Source organism: Variovorax sp. WDL1 (assembly GCF_001541225.1).
In the GTDB taxonomy this organism is placed as follows: domain Bacteria; phylum Pseudomonadota; class Gammaproteobacteria; order Burkholderiales; family Burkholderiaceae_C; genus Variovorax.
In genome coordinates, this window is sequence record NZ_LMTS01000248.1 from 48,350 (window position 1) to 65,910 (window position 17,561).

Consider the following 17,561-nt stretch of genomic DNA (forward strand, 5'->3'; position numbering starts at 1 on the left):
TCCAGCATCCAGCGCGCCCGCTCGGGCCCGTGCGTCTCGGCCAGCGCGGCGAAGGCTTCGCGCCATTCCGTTGTTTCGGCCGGGTCGGGGTCGTTCAGGGGCGTGTCGAGTAGCGCACGCAGCTGGTCGGAGGAAATCGGGGCATTCATGAACCGCACTTTAGGCCGCGAAGCGTGGAATGAGCTGCCGTTCAGGCAGCGTCCATGCCCTTGTCGCGGCATAAGATGCCGGTGTTTTGAGATTTCAAGGCATTTCATGCAGCTTGACGCGATCGACCTGCGCATCCTCGACGAACTGCAGCGCGACGGCGCGCTGTCCAACGTGGAACTCGCGCGCCGTGTGCACCTGTCGCCCTCGCCGTGCCTGGCGCGTGTGAAGGCGCTGGAGGCGGCGGGGGTGATCCAGCGCTACGTGGCGCTGGCCAGCGCGGCGGCGCTGGGCCTCGGGCTCAATGTGTTCATCTCGATCAGCCTGCGCACGCAGAGCAAGCAGTCGCTGGCCGACTTCGAGCAGCGCATCGCCGAGCATGACGAGGTGATGGAGTGCTACCTGATGACCGGCGACAGCGACTACCTGATCCGCGTCGCCGTGGCCGACATCGCGGCGCTCGAGAAGTTCATCCTCGAGCAGCTGACCCCCATTGCAGGCATCGAGAAGATCCGCTCGAGCTTTGCGCTCAAGCAGGTGCGCTACAAGACGGCGCTGCCGTTGCCGGCGGCGCCGTCCTGATCGCAGTCCGACGATTCCGTGTCGTCTGGTGATCACGACCGTGGCGAGCACGGACCCTGTGACGCCAGGAAGCCGGTCGCGCGACCCGTGCCCGGCTGTGCGCCCCATTGCGAAGCCGCGCGCGCCGCTCAGCGCGCGTGCTGCAGCAGCCGAGTCGCGGCCTCGTACATGGCCGCGTTGTGGAAGGCCGCGAGACCTGCCGCCGCCAGCGCCATCGCCGCTGCCAGCGCAGGCGGCAGGGCGTGCGTGGCGAACACCGCGACCGCCATCAGCAGCGGCAGGAAATGCGCGGCGTACAGGAAGGTCTCGTCGCCATAGACCAGGTGCAGCAGCACCTGCGCGCCCAGCGTGATCCCGAGCACCGCGGCGAAGCGGCGCCAGCGCGCCGCGCGCAGCAGCCCGACGACGCCGGCCGCGAGCAGCAGGCTCCACAGGACGAGCGCGGAAACACCGGCCCAGCCGCCCGAGGCCGGTGCGCTCAGCTGCACGGTGACCCAGTCGAGCGCCGGCGGGACGGAGGGCACGCTCAGCACCTCGGGCAGGCTGAGCGGATGCCAGAACATCGCGGCCAGCTTGTTCAGCACCGTGCCGGAGCGCTCCAGGTTCACATAGTCCGCCTCCTCGCGGCTGCCGAGAAAGAAGAACTTGGCGAGGCGGTAGAGAAAGCGCTGCGCCACCGCGATGGCGGCGACGATCGCGAAGGCTGCGGCGCTGATCGCGAGCGCGCGCCGCCAAGGCCGCTGCACCACCGCCAGCGCCAGCCCTGCCACCCAGTTGGTCACCGTGATCGAGAGGCTGGCGATGCTGGCGGCCAGCAGCAGCCGGTCGCCCACGGGCCGGTGCACCGCGACCGCCGCGACCAGCAGCACCCAGAGCAGGGTCAGCGATCCGAACCCGTAGGTCTCCGGCACCGAGAACCAGAACTGGAAGGCGGCACTGCCGATGGCCAGCAGCGAGAAGCAGGCCGCCGCGACGCGCCCGCTGCCAATCACGCGGCACAGCGCATAGAACGACAGCACCCACAGGGCGGCCACCAGGTAGACGAAGCGCATCGCCGCCTGCAGGTCGCTGCCGGGCCACAGCGCGCGCAGGCCCGTCACCACCGGATGGATGAGGATCGAGGCGATCGGGTGGACCTTGGTGCGGTAGTGGTTGCTCTGCGCGTCCACCATGTTGGCCAGCACGCGCGGGATGTCGGACTGGAACCAGGCGTCGAGGCCGCTCTCGCGCACGAAGAGCGCGGGCGGCAGCTGGCCGGCGAGCGTCGTCAGCAGCAGCAGGGCCGCGAGCGCCAGCGCCGCGGCGATGAGCGCATCCCAGGCCAGCGCGCGTCTCGGCACTAGTCCGCCACCCACAGCGCCAGGGCGGCGATGCCCACCGCAAGGCGGCTGACCCAGTCGCGCGCGGCGAAGACCACGGGGTCGTCGTGCAGTGCGCCGCGGATCGCCTTGAGCCACACGCGCAGGGTCCAGAACAGGAACAGCGGGATCAGAATCCACAGGTATTCGGGGTTCCCGTAGCGCATGACCGTTTCCTCGTCGTGCAGGTAGAGGCCGAGCAGCAGCACCGACATCTGGCCGGCAGCGACGCCGGTACACAGCACGAAGGTCGCGTCCCCGGGCTGGTAGCCGCGATCGCGCTTCATGCGCTGCACCTCGGGCGGCGGGCCGGTCAGCTCGACGTAGCGCTTGGCCAGCGCCAGGCTCAGGAAGATGAACATCGAGAACGACAGGATCCAGAAGGACAGCGGCAGCCCCGTCGCCGCCGTCCCGGCCGCCACGCGAATCGTGTAGAGGCCGGCCAGCGCGAACACGTCGACCACCGCGCGGCGCTTGAGGAACAGCGAATAGGCGCTGGTCAAGGCCATGTAGAGCAGCAGCACGCCCACGAACGCCGCAGGAAGCAGCGCCAGCGCCAGCACCAGCGAGGCGGTGCACAGCAGCGCCGCCATGGCCACGCCTTCGCGTGCCGTGATCTCGCCCGCGGCGAAGGGCCGCAGGCGCTTGCGGTGATGCCGGCGGTCCGATTCCAGGTCGAGCAGGTCGTTGAGCACGTAGATGCCCGAAGCCATCAGCCCGAAGGCCACGAAGGCCAGCGCCGCATGCAGCAGGATCGGCCGCGTGAGCTCGTGCAGCACCGGCATCAGCGGCAGGAAGATCAGTACGTTCTTGAGCCACTGGTGCAGCCGCACGCCGTACAGGTAACGCTTGAGCGGGGTGCGCGGCGGGACGATATGCGCCTCGAGCGTCGTCAGCCCGGCCGCCCGGCGCGCCAGCGGCTCCGAGCGGCTGACCACCACCGCGGCCTCGGCCCCGCGCCAGACCGCGAGGTCCACATGACCGTTGCCGGCGTAGCTGAAACCCCGGCCGGCGGCATCGGCCTCGATGGCCGCGCGCTTGCCCTCGCCGCGCAGGTTGTGCTCGCCGTCCGAGGCGAGCACTGCGTCGAACAGCCCCAGGTGCGAGGCCACCGCGCGCGCCAGCCGGCCGTCGCTGGCGGTGGCCAGCACGGTGCGCCGGCCGGCGGCGCGGGCGCTGCGCACCAGTTCGAGCACCTGCGGCCTGTAAGGCAGTGTCTGCACGTCGATGGCGGTGCGCTGCGCGACCTCCTGCTTGAAAGCGGCCTTGCCGCGCAGCAGCCACAGCGGAAGCGAGAGCAGAGACGCCGGGGAGGCGCGCACCAGTTGCAGCAGGGATTCGTGAAGCGAATCGGTGGCGATCAATGTGCCGTCCAGGTCCACGTAGAGCGGGCGCATGGCGTCATCCCCTGCTCAGTACGACGACTCCGACCAGGATGATGGCGATGCCGAGAATGCGCGTGGCGTTCAGCGATTCGCCGAAGAGCTGCCATGCGAGCAGGGCCGCGATGACGTAGCCCATGGACAGCATGGGATAGGCGACGGTCACGTCCACCCGCGTCAACGCGAGGATCCACAGCCCGGCGCTGATGAAGTAGCAGACCAGCCCCAGCACGATCCAGGGCTGCGTGGCCGCGCTCCATGCAGCGGCCGTCAGCGAGGCGCTGCTGCCCATCGCGACGGTGCCCAGCGTGCGCGCACCCGCCTTGAGCATCAGCTGCGCGGCCGAGTTGAGCAGGACGCCGGCGAAGATGATCGAGAAGGTGTGAAGGTTCATGACGCTCCCTGCATGTCTGTCTGGCTGGCGAACCGAAACGGCTGCCACGGCTTCCACGCAGGAATCATGCCCCTTCACCGTGTCATCTGGGCCACAACACCCACAGGCGCAGTGGCTGATTCACGCGTGCTGCCAGGCGCCCTGCCTCGGCACCGGTGCCGGCAAAGAAATCAGCGCGTACCGCGCCCACGATGGCGCTGCCCGTGTCCTGCGCCACCACCAGCCGGGCCAGCGGCAGGGCCGGCCCCGGCGAGGCCAGCCACACCGGCGTGCCGTAGGGAATGCTGTCGCGGTCGACCGCGATCGAACGCCCCGCCGTGAGCGGCACGCCCTGCGCGCCGACCGGGCCGGTGGCGGCGTCGATGTCGGCCAGCGGCTCCTCGCGGAAGAAGACATAGCGTGGATTGCTCCACAACAACTGCGACAGGCGCTGCGGGTTCTGCGCCACCCATTGCTTGGTGTCGTCGGGCCACAGGCTGACCTTGGTCGCGCCCTGGCTCTGCAGCCACTGCTGCACGCTGCGGTAGGGCTGCTCGTTGGTCGCCGAGAAAGCCACGCGCACGGTGCGCTGCGAGCCGTCGGCCTCGGTGATGCGCAGCCGGCCCGAACCCTGGATGTGCAGCATCAGCACGTCGATCGGGTCGGCCAGCCACGCGATCTCGCGCCCGCGCAGCGCCGCCTGCGCCTGCGGCAGCGTGTCGATCTCCTGGCGCGTGAACCAGGGGCGGCGCGCCACGAGGCCCGCAGGGGCCTGGTAGAGCGGGACGGTGTGCTGCGCAGTCGGGCGGCGGGAGGCCTCGAACACCGGCTCGTAGTAGCTCGTGAGCTTGCCCTCGACCGGCCCCGTCGGTGATTCCACACGGTATGGCTGCAGGCGCTCGCGCAGCCACTGGCGCTGCTCCTCGGTCTCGGCCAGCGCCAGCTGGCGCACCTCGCGGCACAGCGGCGCGAAGGCGGCGTTCGGGCGGGCGCAGTTGGCGATCATCGCGCTCCAGCCTTCGTGCAGCGCATCGTCCTCGAAGCCGGGCAGCTCGGACCAGGGCACCGGCACCCAGCGGCTCTTCGGATGGTTGAGCGAGCCGGTCAGGGGGCCCAGCTCGCGCGCGGGCGGCGCGCTCGAGGGCGCCGTCGCGACGGGTGCCTCGGGTTGCAGGGTGCCGACGGAACAGCCCGCCAGCGTTGCTACGATCGCGAGCCCGACCACCCACCACTGGAGTCCTCTTTTCATGGGTTTGATTTTGCTCGAAGCGCTCGGCGCCGGAATCCTGCTGGTGCTGATCGTGTGGTGGACGATGTTCTCGGGTCGCAAGCGTGGCGAACTGAACGACGCGGAAGAAGACGAAAAAGCGCCTCCGTCCGACGGGCCGCCGGCAGGGGGCTCCGGATAATGCCCAGTTGCTGATCAAACGAAAGTAGGAGCACACATGAAGAAATTCGTCCTCGCCACCACCGCCGCGGCCGTCGTCCTGTCCGGCTGCGCCGGCATGAGCGACACGCAACGCAGAACCGGCATCGGTGCCGGCGTGGGCGCCCTCGGAGGCGCCGTGATCGGCTCCGCAACCGGCGGCGACAGCCGTGCCATCGGCACCGGTGCCGCCGTGGGTGCAGCCGCCGGCGCGCTCGGCGGCTACCTCTGGTCGCAGCGCATGGAAACGCAGAAGCGCGAGATGCAGGCTGCCACCCAGGGCACCGGCATCGCGGTCACGCAAACACCCAACAATGAGCTCAAGCTCGCGATCCCGAGCGACGTCTCCTTCGACACCGGCCGCTCCACGATCAAGCCCAACTTCGTGCCGATCCTCAACCAGTTCGCCAACGGCCTGCGCAACAACCCGAATGCCGAGGTGCGCATCATCGGCCACACCGACAGCACCGGCACCGACGCCATCAACAACCCGCTGTCGGTGGAGCGGGCGGCGAGCACGCGTGACTATCTGATCGCGCGCGGCGTGCCCCAGCAGGCCTTCCGCATCGAGGGCCGCGGCTCGCGCGAGCCGATCGCGGACAACGGCAGCGATGCGGGGCGGGCGCAGAACCGGCGCGTGGAGATCTACGTGGGCGAGCGGCCGCAGGGCTGAGGTCGGCTAGAGCGGACGCAGGAGGTTGGCCAGCTCCACGGCCGACTTCACCTCCATCTTCTCGAACACCCGCGCCCGGTGCACCTCCACCGTCCGCACGCTGATCGAGAGCTGGTCGGCGATCAGCTTGTTGGGCAGGCCCTCGACCACGCGGCGCATCACATCGCGCTCGCGCTCGGTCAGCTCCTCGACGCGGCGCATCAGCAGCCGGCGCGCGCGCTGCGCTTCCACGGCGCGCAGCGAGCCGCCGAGCGCATGCTCGATGCGGTCGACCAGTGCGTTGTCGGAAAACGGCTTCTCGCAGAAATCGAAGGCGCCGCGCTTCACCGCGTCGACCGCGGTGGGCACGTCGGCATGGCCGGTCAGGAAGATCACCGGCATCACCTCCAGCAGGCCGCGCTCCGCCAGGCGGTCGAACAGCGCGAGCCCGCTCATGCCGGGCATGCGCACGTCCAGCAGCAGGCAGTGCGGCTGATCGGCCAGTGGGCCCTCGGCCAGGCGCAGCTCGAAGTCCTCGGCGCTCGCGTACTGCTCGCTCACCAGCCGCCGCGAGCGCAGCAGCCAGGCCAGCGCCTCGCGCACACTGGCGTCGTCGTCAACGATGAAGATCAGGGCATCGATCAAGGGTTGCATCGGGGAAGAATGGAGATACGGGAGAAGGTCAGGCCGCCGGCAGCGTGAACCGGAACACGGTGCCGCGCGGCCGTTGCGGCTCGAAGGCCAGCGCGCCGCCGTGCTGCTCGACCACCGTGCGGCACAGGCTCAGGCCCAGGCCCATGCCATCGGGCCGGGTGGTGAAGAAGGGCGTGAAGAGCCGCGCCGCGACTTCCGCGCTGATGCCGGCGCCGCGATCGGCCACCGAGAATTCGACCCAGCGGCGCCCGTCGGCCTTGTCGGGGGTGTCGCCGCTTTCGCCGACGGCACGGGCGCGCGCGACGCGCAGGTGCAGCACGCGATCGCTCAGCTCGGGCAGGTCCATCGCCTGCATCGCGTTGCGCGCCAGGTTCAGCAGCACCTGCTCGACCAGCGTGCGGTCGCACAGCACGCGCGGCAGGCGCTCCTCGTAGTGCACCTCGATCCGCACTGCGAGCTTGCGCGCCTGCAGGCGCACCAGCGGCAGCACGGCATCGATAAGGGCCTGGGGCGCGACGGGCTCGCGTATGCGATCGCGCCGGCGCACGAAGTCATGCACGCTGCGGATCACCTGGCCGGCACGATCGGCCTGCTCGGCGATGCGGCGCACGGCCATCGCGACCTCGCCGTGATCGCCGCCGGAGGACGCGCCGGCGCTGCGCAGCAGGTTGAGCGATCCGCTCGCATAGCTGGCGATCGCGGCCAGCGGCTGGGTGAGCTCGTGGCTCAGCAGCGAGGCCATCTCGCCCACGGTTGCGAGTCGCGCGCTGGCCTGCAGCCGCTCCTGGCTGGCGCGCGAGAGCTCCTCGATGCGCCGCTGCTCGCTGACGTCGATGAAGGCGCTCATCCAGCCGGTCTGGGCGCCTTGCGCGTTGATCAGCGGCGCCTCGAAGATCAGCACCGGGAAGCGCCTGCCGTCCTTGTGCATGAAGACCGACTCGAAGCCCTCGCGCGGCGGCACGCCGCCGGCCATGCGAAGGGCCTGGCGCTGCCGGTATTCCTGCGCCAGCTCGGTGGGCCAGTAGGGCATGTCGCTGGCGTGGTGCATCAGTTCCTCGGCGCTGAAGCCCACCATCTCGCAGAAGGCGGGATTCACGTAGGTGATGCGGCCCTGCAGGTCGCGCGCGCGCAGGCCGGTGATGACCGAGTCTTCCATGGCCTTGCGGAAGGCCAGCGCATCGGCCAGGTCGTGCTCGGCGCGCAGCCGACGACGCGTGTCGCGCGCCAGGAGCACCAGCACCGAGACCAGCGCGATCGAGATCGCCGTGACCAGGCCGGTCAGCAGGTTGGGAAAGAGGTCCGGCGCGGCGCGCCAGCCGTCCACGCGCAGCATCAGCGCGTTGCCGGGCAGGTCGACGAGTTGCTGCGCGGTGAAGACGCGCGTGCCGACGCGGCGCGCCGCGCCAACGGCCACCAGGCGCGTTCCGTCCGGCTCGGTGAAGGCGACTTCCTGCCCGCGCGTGAGCGTGGGCGCGACCAGCTCGATCAGCGTGTCGCGCAGCGAATAGGTGGCCACCAGGTAGCCGCCGCCATCGACCGGCAGGCACAGCTCCATCACCTCGAGGCCGCCGCTGGGCACGAAGGGCACGTAGTGGCTGGGCGAGTAGGCCGGCGCTCCCGCCTTGCGCGCGGCGGCGCAGGCCAGCGCGACGTCGGACTGGTCGGGGCCACGGTTCACGTCGTCGAACACGCGCCGGCGATAGGGCGTATCCACAGCCGCCAGCGGGCGCAGCGCAGCATCGCGCCATTCGAGGCGCAGCCATTCGCGATGCTCGCGCAGCAGCGCCGCGGCCTCCGTGGGCCAATGCGCGCGGTCCATGCCGTTGACCTGCGAGGCGCGCAGGCTCTGGGCATTGCGCTGCAGGCCGCTGCGCAGGTCGGACACGGCATCGGCGGTGTCGCGGTCGAGGGCGGTCTGCACCTGCTCGACCTCGTGCCGGCCGGCCAGCCACACCACGGTGGCCAGCAACGCGACGACCAGCACCGCGAGGATCACCCACAGGAACCAGCGCTGCCACAGCGAATGCAGCGAGCGCAGCGAACGCAGGCCGGAGAAGGCCCCCCGGACCGTTCTTGCGATGGGCAGCGTGGTGGAGGACACCTTCTTCAGAGCACCCGATGCGAGAGTGCCGGCAGCTGCGTGCGCGCGTGCTCGACCTGTCGGGCGTCGAGTTCGAAGCTCACCACGCCCTCCTCGGCCGCGCGCTGCGCGACCACCGCACCCCAGGGGTCCACCACCATCGACTGGCCCCAGGTCCGGCGCCCGTTCTCGTGCGTCCCGCCCTGCGCCGGGGCGACGACCCAGCAGAGGTTCTCGATGGCGCGTGCGCGCAGGAGCACCTCCCAGTGCGCCGAGCCGGTGGTGTGGGTGAAGGCGCTCGGCACCAGCAGCAGCTCGGCGCCCTGGCGCGCGAGCGCGCGGTAGAGCTCGGGAAAGCGCAGGTCGTAGCACACGCTCATGCCGATGCGCCAGCGATGGCCGTCGCGCGAGGGCAGGTCGAAACACACCGGCTCGGCGCCGGGCGCGATCACGCGGCGCTCGTCGTAGCGCTCGCGGCCGTTGTCATAGAAGAAGAGGTGGATCTTGTCGTAGCGCGCCACGCGCTCGCCCTCCGGCGAATAGGCCAGGGAGCTGTTGAACACGTTGCGCTCGTCGCCGGTCTCCAGCGGCAGCGTGCCGCCGACGATCCACAGCCCGAACTCGCGCGCGGCGTCCGCCAGGAAGCCCTGCACCGTGCCGGCGCCGACGGTCTCGCGCAGGCCCAGCTTGTCGGTGTCGCGCGCGCCCATCATGCAGAAGTACTCGGGCAGCACGGCCAGCTCGGCGCCGCCGGCGGCGGCCTCGCCCAGCAGCGCATGGGCGCGGGCGAGGTTGGCCTCGCGTGCGATGGCCGAGACCATCTGGATGGCGGCGACTTTCATGAGAGCTCCGTTTCCTGCGTGCTTGTCGTACTCCGGCTCGATTCTGGCAGCAGTGCAGGTCCCGCGGAAAGGCCGCGAGCCGACCCGCTTCGATCCCGAAAGGTCGACCTTCGATCAGTGGTGGATGAAGGCCGGTTCGGCGCGGACCCCGCGAAAGTGCTCTTCTTCCAGGAGGTCGTTCAGAATACGCGCTGAGCGCCACGCCATCAGGCTGATCTGCGGTTCGGCGATGCCGTGCGAATGGCGGCCGAAATTCACCGCGTAGATCCGTGCGGCCGGATCGTGCGACCACGCAACGCGGTAGTTCTCGCTGATCTGAATCCGCTGGCCGTCGTCGAGTTGCATACTGCTTTCAAGGGCGCCCAGGCAGCGCGGCAACATGCTGCGAAACCCCGTGGCCAGGATGACGACATCCGCACGGATCTCTTCAGCGGTACTCCGCAGCTTGTTGCCGAGATCGATGCGGAATTCGCTGCCAAGCCGCTGCAGATGCGTGAGCTCCCGTCCGCAAAGAAGCTCGGCCTTCATGGGATTGCCTTCAATGGTTCGCAGATAGAGCGCCTTGTAGAGTTGCTGGAGATAGGCGCTGGTGATGCCGTCGCCCGCCAGCTTTTGCCGCTCGATGACGCTGGATTTGACGGTCGGATCGAGCCCGAAGAAGTTCCGGGTGTAGCTCGGCGTGAAGTAGTCGTTGACAAACGCGCTGTCATCGAGCGCTTCCAGGGTCATCCGACGCGAAACGAGAGTCAGGCTTCGGCAAGGCCCCCAGTAGCTGTCAATAGCGTGCTTGAAAATTTCAGCGCCGGTCTGCCCTCCGCCGATCACGACCACGCGCTTGTCTCTCAGATCGAGCCGCCGGAGTTCGGGTGACTTTGCATGGAAGCAGTCCGGACCCAAGGCATCCTTCGCACCCGGTGGGATGTAGGGGACATGGCCGGTGCCAATGCAAAGGCTCCTGGCCGACGCGACGCGATCGTTCCCATAGCGGATCTGGAAGAGCCCCCTGTGAAATGCGACGTCGCGAACTTCGCTGCCGAACACGGCGTTGTGCAACTGCTCGCTGACCCACCGGCAGTAGTGCTGGAACTCGCGGCGGGTTATCACCTGCCGGTTGGTGTTGAGAAAGCTGTAGAAGCGGCCGTGTGCCACGAGGTAGTTCAGGAAACTGTGCGGATTCGTGGGGTCGACGGGCGTTACAAGATCCTTGAGATAGGTGGTCTGCATGTCCGCCTCCGGGAACATCAGCTCTTCGTGCCATTGAAAGCGCGGGTTCTTCTCGAGGAACAGGGTGGACAGCGAACGCAGCCCTGTGGCGAGTGCGGCGACGCTCAGGTTGAAGGGGCCGAGGCCCAGCCCGACGAGATCAAACACTTGGCTCATCGGAGGGCTTCCTTGCGAAGTAGCTCAGAAAGAGAGGGTTCTGCAGATCTGTGCCGAGCGTCGGCAGCGGCCGTGCGTCGCTGTCGCCATAGCCGATCTGAAAGCGGACGCGGTTCACGACAACCCGCGCAATGGTCGGCATGTCCAATCCCAACTTTGACCATCGCGGCGCCAGCTCCGGATGCGCGGCATGGTACTCATCGATCGCGCAGGCGACGATGCGATAGAACTCCGTCTCCGGAAATGCGTCGTCCTCGGCCAGACAGGCCGACATGAAGCGCAAGACGGTCACGAAGTGCCCGGTGAGCAGGTCGTGGATGAGGTGCTGAGCCGGCAGGCGGGTGAGTCGCGTTCCAAAGCACGCGAAGGCATCGAGCTCGGGGCGGTCGTCCTGGGCGAGACGCAGATCGCCCTGAAAATCCTTGAGAAAAATGCCGGACGGAACGCCATCGATCAGCCGCAGCGTGATGTTCTGGCCGTGCGCCACGAGACCTATCCCATACTTCACCTGCAGGTGGTAAAGGGGAACGATCACCTCCTGTGCATAGCACTTGACCCATGCAGACGCTGGCAGCGCCGACCGGCTGATGAGTGTGGACGCCAGGCTCCGGCCGCCATCCTTTTGATGCAGGGCCGCTGCGGGGACGCAGCGCTCGTTGTGGGCGAGATGATCCACTGGACTTTCACGCCAGATCGCGCCGAGCGTCTCAAGGAAGCGATAGGGCGCTGCGGGGACCGCGTGGTAGTCGGGCTGTGCGACGAACGCGCCGGCTCGGTCCCTGAGGCAACGTGTCCGAACCAGCACGCGATCCTGTTCGCAGATGGTCTGAAGCTTTTCGGACAGAGCCGGGGCGATATCGATATATTGGCCAGAGATGCCGCGGATGCAGGACGTATTCAGGACGGACAACGAGAGCTTGATCTGATAGCGACGAGGATCGCCGATATTGCTGAGCGTGCGCAGTGAGGTTTGCGGCCGGTAGTGGTCGCCATGAATGCCGAGCGAGACGATGTCGCGACGCGCCGAGGCGGCCAGGTGGTGAAGGGCAACTACGTTGTCCCACTGCCAGGGATGAACCGGCATCGGCGTGTAGGCGTTGCGAGGCAACTGTTCGCGCTCCATTGCGGACAACAGCCCGTCCAAGGATTCAGGCCCCATCGTTTTCGCCAGGAGATCCGTCCACGACAGGTCTGCGGACAGGCCGCGTGTCAGACATTCATTCCGCACGGCGATCCAGTTCAATGCAAAGTGCTGCCGGGATTCCGGGCTGTAGCGACTCCAGTCTTCCTTCCCCCAGCCCACGCGGCCCTTGTTGAGCAGTATCTTCGGGTGCCCCTCCAGCAGCGATTGCATATCATCGTCAGAAAGGTCGGCGAATGATGGAGAGTCGTTCCGTGACTGCAGGAGAAGTAGATCCCCATAGAGCGTGCGCTGCAGTTCGTCGATGAAGTTGGCGAATGTCATGTCTGACATCCTGGTTCTTGGGCGGATCTCCCGATAGAACCGCGCGGCGTCAAGCTCCTCGTCGCCGTCGTCCGCAATCCGCCTCAGGCTTTGGGCATCGATCCGCAAAAAGTCCCAGATGGTCTGCCAGGCGCCGAAGGCATAACTGATGCCGTTGTCCACCTTGAGTGACCAGTAAGCTCCGTCTGGTGATTCCACCTCGATGACCTGTTCATAGGCCAGCTCGGCGATCGCCTTGGCAATGACACGCCGCTGCACCAAGCCCCAATCGTCATGGTCGACCGTCATGGCCTGGACGTCTCTGCAAAGAAGTCTTCGCGATTGGCCTGCAGCAGCGCAGCCCGTTTATGGGGGAAGTCGAATTCGAAGCGCTTCTTCCAGTAGGGGATGAGCGCCACGTACCGGAGGAGCGCGACGTTGTCGGCCCTGGGCTCTGCCATGATCCTCCGTGTTCGCGGATCCTCCAGGAAGAGAAAGTGCGCGATGCCCTCCATGAAGGTGCGGAAAAGATCATTTCCGAGGTGTTCGCGGTTCCCCACGAGGAAGTGGAATCCACGGTCGAAGGGCTGAGCGTCGTAGTAAGGCCCCAGCCGATCTTCGAGCGTCCAATAAACCTCGAAATACCCCGACAGCTCGCCGTCCAGTGAGGCGATGACGGGAATGTGGTGGGGGTTGCGCATGACCGAGCGGAGATATGCCGCCAACTCTTCCTTCGGCTTGTCGAGTTCCCAGAAGCGAGCGACGCGCTTTTGATGCTGCCATTGATGGAAGACTTCGAGATGCCTCGCTTCGTCGTACATCTCGAAGGCGAGTGTGCGGCCGACCGCAGGAAAGTGTCGCCTGTAGAGCAGACCCTGGGGGTGAGCGTGGCGCTGCGGATGGCGAACGGTGCCGCTTTCGGTCCAGATCTCGGGAGCGACCCGCATCGATGGGCGCCAGTGCCAGAGCGTCGGAACCTGGAGCAGCCCATGTCGCGTCACGCGCAGACGCTCGCCGTCACGGCTCAAGGCAAGACCTGTCGGATCGTTCCGGAGGGGCAGGGCGTCCTCAGGGCTCATGAGAACAGCGCTGTTGCCGTCGTTATCGAAAAGGATGCTCTCCGCGAGAGCCAGCATTGCGACTTCCTGCAGCGACGGGGTCTGCGAAGCCCGGTCGACGACCTGAATGCGAAGACCATCGTCAGCCGGTTGCAGAGCCCCTGCAACTACAAGCGCGCCGTCTGCATAGACCTGAAAGCTCTTTGCTGTGCGGGCAACTCGGATCACCCACGGGAAAGCCGGGGCCCGGTAGTCCACGGCCGGATTCATTCGAGTCATGACTGCTGTCCTTGAGTCTCATGGAAGGGGTTGGGAATCGCGCGATAGAGGGCGATTGGGTCATCGGTCGTGTTCTCGTTCAGGTCGGTCAGCGCGCAGAGGAAGTTGCGCTTCTGGAAGAGTTCGGGATTCCCGAGCAGATGTTCGAGGCAGCAGGGCTCGGCAACTCCCTCCTCGAGAAGTCTCTTCATGTGGACCCGCATCGCTCGAAGCAGTTCTTCCTCCGGGAGGCCACTGCCTGTAGACAGGGCACTGATGGCATTGAAACTCGAGTTGATGATCAGGTAGTAGACAAGAAGAACGGCGATCTTGCCGTCGCTCAGGATGTTGCCGTTCTCAAGGTTCAGGGTCGGAACCTCTCCTTGGAGGCGGGCAAATGCCTTTTCGGTGTATCCAGTGCCCTGGCAGTCACGAAAGTAGAGATGAACCGGCAGATGATCCTCGATGCCGATGACAATGTTTTGCTGGTGTGCCCCGAAGACGAAGCCATAGTCTGCATGTGCAAGCAGAAGAGGCTGGAGGACGACTTTGCAGTAGGCATCGAACCAGAGCCGGCCTGCTGCTTGCAGGCTCACTGAACGAAGCTTCGACAACGAGCGAAGGTGTCTCGCGATCAGGCTCGAGGGTTCAGCGCCGCTCTCCTGGGTCAGGCTTGCGAGGACGATCGATTCGCGCGCCGGGTCGATCGGATTCTGCCGGCACACGATGATGGACTCGGGGAGCAGCGTCCCGTCTTCATTCAGTATCGCGTAGTAGGCGGGCTCCGTCACGATGGTGACATGGGGGAAGCGCGTGCGAAATTCGTGTCCGGAGGCGCTGGCCATGACTTCATGTACTTGCAGCCCTCGCTCGACTTCGTGCGGCAAGAGGTTTCGTACCGAGTTGGTCAGACGAACGCTCAGAGATGTCTTCAGCATATAGGGGGCGGAAGGCCTGTAGAGCGAGCGAACGGAGCTCGTGGGGTACCAGTAGTCTCCCCACGTCCCGAGATCGATCAACGCTCCATCGCGCTCGAGCGCCTGAATGCGTTCCAAGCCTAGAAGGAAAGATGCTTGCCACGGATTGAGGGGATACCGCGTGTAGCCGGCCGGCAGGTCCCGAATCCGGGGAGTGGGATCGCTGTCGAACAAGGCCTTGACCCAGTCCTGCTCGAAAGCACGGGCGGATCGCGAATGAACATATCGGGAATCCACGGCGAACCAGTGCAACGAGAATCTTGCCCCGAATTCCGGGCAGTAGCGTCTGTTGTGGCTGGCGCTCAGGGCATCGCGGCTTTTCGGGGTGGGATGAAAGGAGTGGCCATGAACCAGGAACTGCTCGCCTTCGATGAAGGTCATCGAGCGTCGGGCTTGTTCGGCGAGCTCGTGGCCGCGCGACGCATACACGTCCTCTATGTAGCGCCGGCTTTCGTCGATTCGCTCAGCAAAGTTCTTCCGGCCTTCGCTGGTGCTTTGGCGCTGCAGATGGGGCATCGCAAGCGCCGACTGAACGAACTCTGCAAAATCGATTGCGCTTGCCGCCCCGTTTGCTTTCTGTATGCGAAACAGCGGGGCGCCGAAGCTGTGGCGACCCAGCACCGACCGATGGCGCAACGGCGCCCAGAGCTCGATGCTGGCGTCCGTCACGACCATTCCCTCGCGACAGGCGCTTGCGAGCGCCATGGATTCCGGCAGATCGGATATCGTCCATTCGTCCCACTCGCGGGCGTAGGAATTCAGGAAGGCGGTGATGGACACCTCTTCAGCGGGCGTGATGGACGGGATGTCGAAAGACTCAGCCTGCATGCGAACTCCCGCCTTCGAGTGGATTGGATGATGAATGACGCAATGCAGCCCTGAGGGCGAGCTGCACGAGAGCAATTGCCGCGAAGGCCAGCGCAGCCGCGATAACGAAAGGCAGGTCGGGGTTGAAGTACAAGGCCGCAGCGGTCACCAGGCCGCCCGAGGCATAGCCGATCTTGTGAACGACGGCGAGTGCGCCAGCCGCCGCTTCCTGCCGGTCCGTGGCGAGGCTGAGAATCGCCGTGTAACTCGGAGTCAGCCATGCCACCCCGAGCGAAACAAGGAAGACAGCCACATAGACGAGGCTTATCTGATCGGTGTTGAGCAGGCATAGGAAGCCGATTGCGATCAGCCACGCTCCGCCTGCGAGAGCCTTGCGTCCTTGATGCTTTCGTTGGTAGAGAACAAGCTGCGCGCCCATCATCGAAAGGCTTCCGAGAATCATCAGGCGAGCCATGAGCGACGCGGCCTCCGTCGCACTGAGTTTCCAGGAGGCCTGCAGATATCCCGCGAGATTCGACTGCAGGATGCCAAGCATGGCGGTCGTGATGAGTCCAAGAGTCAGAATTTCTCGCCACGGGGTGCTTGAGGACACTGGACCTTGCGTCAAGTATTCGTCTGTCGCGGTGGTCGTTGGGCTGAGGCGTGCATAAGGAAGCCCGGCAAGTGCGAGGGAAAGGGCCGCCGGGATGATGAAGAGCAGTTGAGGGCTATGAGTGACGAGCAGGATCGCCAACACCGGACCGAGCAGGCGGCCTCCGTTCTGAACCATGGCCTGTGTCGCCAGGACTCGAACGCGACTTTCCCTTTCAGAATGGTTCGCGAGGATTGCTTGCGTCACCGAAGGAATGCCGCTCGCGGCGAGTCCGTAGATTGCCCGGCTCAAGATCAGGAGGGCGAGATTCAGTCCTGCGCTGCCTGCTTCGGTAGTGATCGGAATCAGAAGCAAGACCAATGACAAGGTCAAGCCGACAAGACCCGAGCGAAGGGCGAACCCGGCGCCGTACCTGAGCGAGATCCACGACCACGCGGGACCACCGATCAGGAAGAGGAACGACCCTGCCGAGAAGCAGGCGACAACCGTTGAGAGCTCCAGCCTCATGCACTCCGCGAGGTAAGGGTAGAGTACGAAAAGCGAAGCTTGCGATGTCGCGAAGATGCCGGTGCTTGCGTAGCTGATCCACTGCGGTTTAAGGCTTCCCATAGACCGTTCTGCAATTCTGCTGGTACTCGTTACGCTTCACGATAGCCGCACATGGATGCGCGATTTGCAGATCGCCTTGATATCGAAAGACAAGTCCGTCGACAAATCCACGCTCTGGACGCAGCATCTGGTTGATGCTCATCAGCGCTGCGGCAAATGTGCTTTCTAAGTACTAAGTCGGCCACTTTGTCCTTCGACCACGGCGGTCGGGACCTACTGGCTTGCCGCTCGCCGTGTGTCAGCGTATGGCGGGCGCGCCCGCAGCGCCCGGCAACAGCCGGCGGGGGATCTTGGTGATCTTGGGATCGGCCCAGGTGCCGTCGATCTGGAACTCCTGCGTAGCCGCGGCGATGAGCGGCCGGCTCAGGATCATTTGAGCCAGGAAGGTGCCCAGCCCGATTGCCGGATTGATCGCGGTCGCGACCAGCGCGGCGGTGCCGGCGTTGATCTCGGGCACCACGACCACCTTCAGGCTCTGCGTCTCGCGGGCGATGTCGGCCGAGCCGTCCATCAGCACCGCGGCGTTGACGCCCTTCATCTGCAGGTTGTTGGTGCTGGCCACGCCCTGCTCGATGCGGGCGTCGCCACGCACGAAGTCGAAGCTGAAGCCCTGGCTGAACACGTCGCGGAAATCGAGCGTGAGGCGCCGCGGCAGGGCCTGCAGGCTCAGCACGCCGAGCAGCTTGGCGATGCCCGGCTCGGCCTTGAGGAACTGGCCGGACTCGACGTCGATCTTCAGCTGGCCCCCCAGGCTGGGATAGTCGAGCGAGAAGGGCGAGCCGCTCCAGTGCACCTCGCCCTCGAGCCGGCCGCGGCCGGCGCGGATCACGTCCTTCATGCCGAAGCGCCCGAGCAGTCCGCCGGCGTCGGCGATGTCGAGCTTGAAGTCCATGGTGGTGCGGCGCGGCTCCCCCCCCCC

Annotated in this window: 16 protein-coding genes; 3 read left to right on the top strand and 13 right to left on the bottom strand. The window is 66.3% G+C overall.

The annotated features are described in order from the left end of the window. The first annotated feature begins 255 nt into the window (after nt 1-255). Nucleotides 256-729 (top strand): Lrp/AsnC family transcriptional regulator, encoded by a 474-nt coding sequence (locus APY03_RS31075; RefSeq protein ID WP_068683205.1) that lies wholly within the window; start codon nt 256-258, stop codon nt 727-729. Between the two features lie 128 nt (nt 730-857). Here APY03_RS31075 and APY03_RS31080 read toward each other — a convergent pair whose 3' ends face one another. From APY03_RS31080 to mltA, 4 genes are all read right to left on the bottom strand, one after another. Continuing rightward, nucleotides 858-2,069 carry a hypothetical protein gene (locus tag APY03_RS31080; RefSeq protein WP_068683207.1) on the bottom strand — a complete coding sequence of 404 codons (1,212 nt, stop codon included), beginning with the start codon at nt 2,067-2,069 and terminating at the stop codon, nt 858-860. Next, a complete protein-coding gene (locus APY03_RS31085) occupies nt 2,069-3,484 on the bottom strand; it encodes a UbiA family prenyltransferase (protein ID WP_068683209.1) in 1,416 nt (471 codons plus the stop codon). The genes APY03_RS31080 and APY03_RS31085 overlap by 1 nt, the downstream gene beginning before the upstream one ends. A gap of 4 nt (nt 3,485-3,488) precedes the next feature. Next, a complete protein-coding gene (locus APY03_RS31090; RefSeq protein WP_068683211.1) occupies nt 3,489-3,863 on the bottom strand; it encodes a DMT family transporter in 375 nt (124 codons plus the stop codon). Between the two features lie 82 nt (nt 3,864-3,945). Further along, entirely contained in the window at nt 3,946-5,091 is a 1,146-nt protein-coding gene (gene mltA / locus APY03_RS31095) for a murein transglycosylase A (RefSeq protein WP_068683213.1), read from the bottom strand. On the opposite strand from mltA, the gene APY03_RS42840 reads away from it, so the two are divergent. Together APY03_RS42840 and APY03_RS31100 are read left to right on the top strand one after the other, a co-directional pair. Beyond that, entirely contained in the window at nt 5,090-5,251 is a 162-nt protein-coding gene (locus tag APY03_RS42840) for a hypothetical protein (RefSeq protein WP_174262775.1), read from the top strand. The two genes, mltA and APY03_RS42840, sit on opposite strands and share 2 nt — an antisense overlap. A 36-nt stretch (nt 5,252-5,287) precedes the next feature. Continuing rightward, nucleotides 5,288-5,941 carry an OmpA family protein gene (locus APY03_RS31100; protein ID WP_068683215.1) on the top strand — a complete coding sequence of 218 codons (654 nt, stop codon included), beginning with the start codon at nt 5,288-5,290 and terminating at the stop codon, nt 5,939-5,941. A 6-nt stretch (nt 5,942-5,947) separates the two neighbouring features. On the opposite strand, the gene APY03_RS31105 is transcribed toward APY03_RS31100, so the two are convergent. The 9 genes from APY03_RS31105 to APY03_RS44840 form a co-directional block, all read right to left on the bottom strand. Continuing rightward, entirely contained in the window at nt 5,948-6,574 is a 627-nt protein-coding gene (locus APY03_RS31105; protein ID WP_068683217.1) for a response regulator transcription factor, read from the bottom strand. Between the two features lie 28 nt (nt 6,575-6,602). Continuing rightward, on the bottom strand, nt 6,603-8,612 hold the full coding sequence (locus tag APY03_RS31110) for a two-component system sensor histidine kinase NtrB (protein ID WP_443082858.1): 2,010 nt from the start codon (nt 8,610-8,612) through the stop codon (nt 6,603-6,605). 68 nt (nt 8,613-8,680) lie between these two features. Next, entirely contained in the window at nt 8,681-9,496 is an 816-nt protein-coding gene (locus APY03_RS31115; protein WP_068683219.1) for a carbon-nitrogen hydrolase family protein, read from the bottom strand. A 114-nt stretch (nt 9,497-9,610) separates the two neighbouring features. Then, nucleotides 9,611-10,876 carry a lysine N(6)-hydroxylase/L-ornithine N(5)-oxygenase family protein gene (locus APY03_RS31120; protein ID WP_068683221.1) on the bottom strand — a complete coding sequence of 422 codons (1,266 nt, stop codon included), beginning with the start codon at nt 10,874-10,876 and terminating at the stop codon, nt 9,611-9,613. Further along, the gene (locus APY03_RS31125) at nt 10,860-12,629 is read right to left on the bottom strand and encodes an IucA/IucC family protein (RefSeq protein WP_068683223.1); all 1,770 of its coding nucleotides are present in this window, start codon (nt 12,627-12,629) and stop codon (nt 10,860-10,862) included. The genes APY03_RS31120 and APY03_RS31125 overlap by 17 nt, the downstream gene beginning before the upstream one ends. Continuing rightward, nucleotides 12,626-13,657, bottom strand: coding sequence for a GNAT family N-acetyltransferase (locus tag APY03_RS31130; RefSeq protein WP_083944674.1), 1,032 nt, complete (start codon nt 13,655-13,657; stop codon nt 12,626-12,628). Before APY03_RS31130 ends, APY03_RS31125 begins: the two co-directional genes overlap by 4 nt. Continuing rightward, the gene (locus APY03_RS31135; RefSeq protein WP_068683227.1) at nt 13,654-15,441 is read right to left on the bottom strand and encodes an IucA/IucC family protein; all 1,788 of its coding nucleotides are present in this window, start codon (nt 15,439-15,441) and stop codon (nt 13,654-13,656) included. Before APY03_RS31135 ends, APY03_RS31130 begins: the two co-directional genes overlap by 4 nt. After that, nucleotides 15,431-16,642 carry an MFS transporter gene (locus APY03_RS31140; protein WP_068683229.1) on the bottom strand — a complete coding sequence of 404 codons (1,212 nt, stop codon included), beginning with the start codon at nt 16,640-16,642 and terminating at the stop codon, nt 15,431-15,433. Before APY03_RS31140 ends, APY03_RS31135 begins: the two co-directional genes overlap by 11 nt. Nucleotides 16,643-16,880: 238 nt before the next feature. Beyond that, nucleotides 16,881-17,561, bottom strand: a 681-nt coding sequence (locus APY03_RS44840; RefSeq protein WP_332307401.1) for a YhdP family phospholipid transporter, incomplete at its 5' end; no start/stop codon positions are given.

Coding starts and splice junctions, on each gene's coding strand:
- APY03_RS31075 (WP_068683205.1), top strand. CDS start 256: ATGCAGCTTGACGCGATCGACCTGCGCATCCTCGACGAACTGCAGCGC.
- APY03_RS31085 (WP_068683209.1), bottom strand. CDS start 3,484: ATGCGCCCGCTCTACGTGGACCTGGACGGCACATTGATCGCCACCGAT.
- APY03_RS31090 (WP_068683211.1), bottom strand. CDS start 3,863: ATGAACCTTCACACCTTCTCGATCATCTTCGCCGGCGTCCTGCTCAAC.
- APY03_RS42840 (WP_174262775.1), top strand. CDS start 5,090: ATGGGTTTGATTTTGCTCGAAGCGCTCGGCGCCGGAATCCTGCTGGTG.
- mltA (WP_068683213.1), bottom strand. CDS start 5,091: ATGAAAAGAGGACTCCAGTGGTGGGTGGTCGGGCTCGCGATCGTAGCA.
- APY03_RS31100 (WP_068683215.1), top strand. CDS start 5,288: ATGAAGAAATTCGTCCTCGCCACCACCGCCGCGGCCGTCGTCCTGTCC.
- APY03_RS31105 (WP_068683217.1), bottom strand. CDS start 6,574: ATGCAACCCTTGATCGATGCCCTGATCTTCATCGTTGACGACGACGCC.
- APY03_RS31115 (WP_068683219.1), bottom strand. CDS start 9,496: ATGAAAGTCGCCGCCATCCAGATGGTCTCGGCCATCGCACGCGAGGCC.
- APY03_RS31120 (WP_068683221.1), bottom strand. CDS start 10,876: ATGAGCCAAGTGTTTGATCTCGTCGGGCTGGGCCTCGGCCCCTTCAAC.
- APY03_RS31125 (WP_068683223.1), bottom strand. CDS start 12,629: ATGACGGTCGACCATGACGATTGGGGCTTGGTGCAGCGGCGTGTCATT.
- APY03_RS31130 (WP_083944674.1), bottom strand. CDS start 13,657: ATGACTCGAATGAATCCGGCCGTGGACTACCGGGCCCCGGCTTTCCCG.
- APY03_RS31135 (WP_068683227.1), bottom strand. CDS start 15,441: ATGCAGGCTGAGTCTTTCGACATCCCGTCCATCACGCCCGCTGAAGAG.
- APY03_RS31140 (WP_068683229.1), bottom strand. CDS start 16,642: ATGGGAAGCCTTAAACCGCAGTGGATCAGCTACGCAAGCACCGGCATC.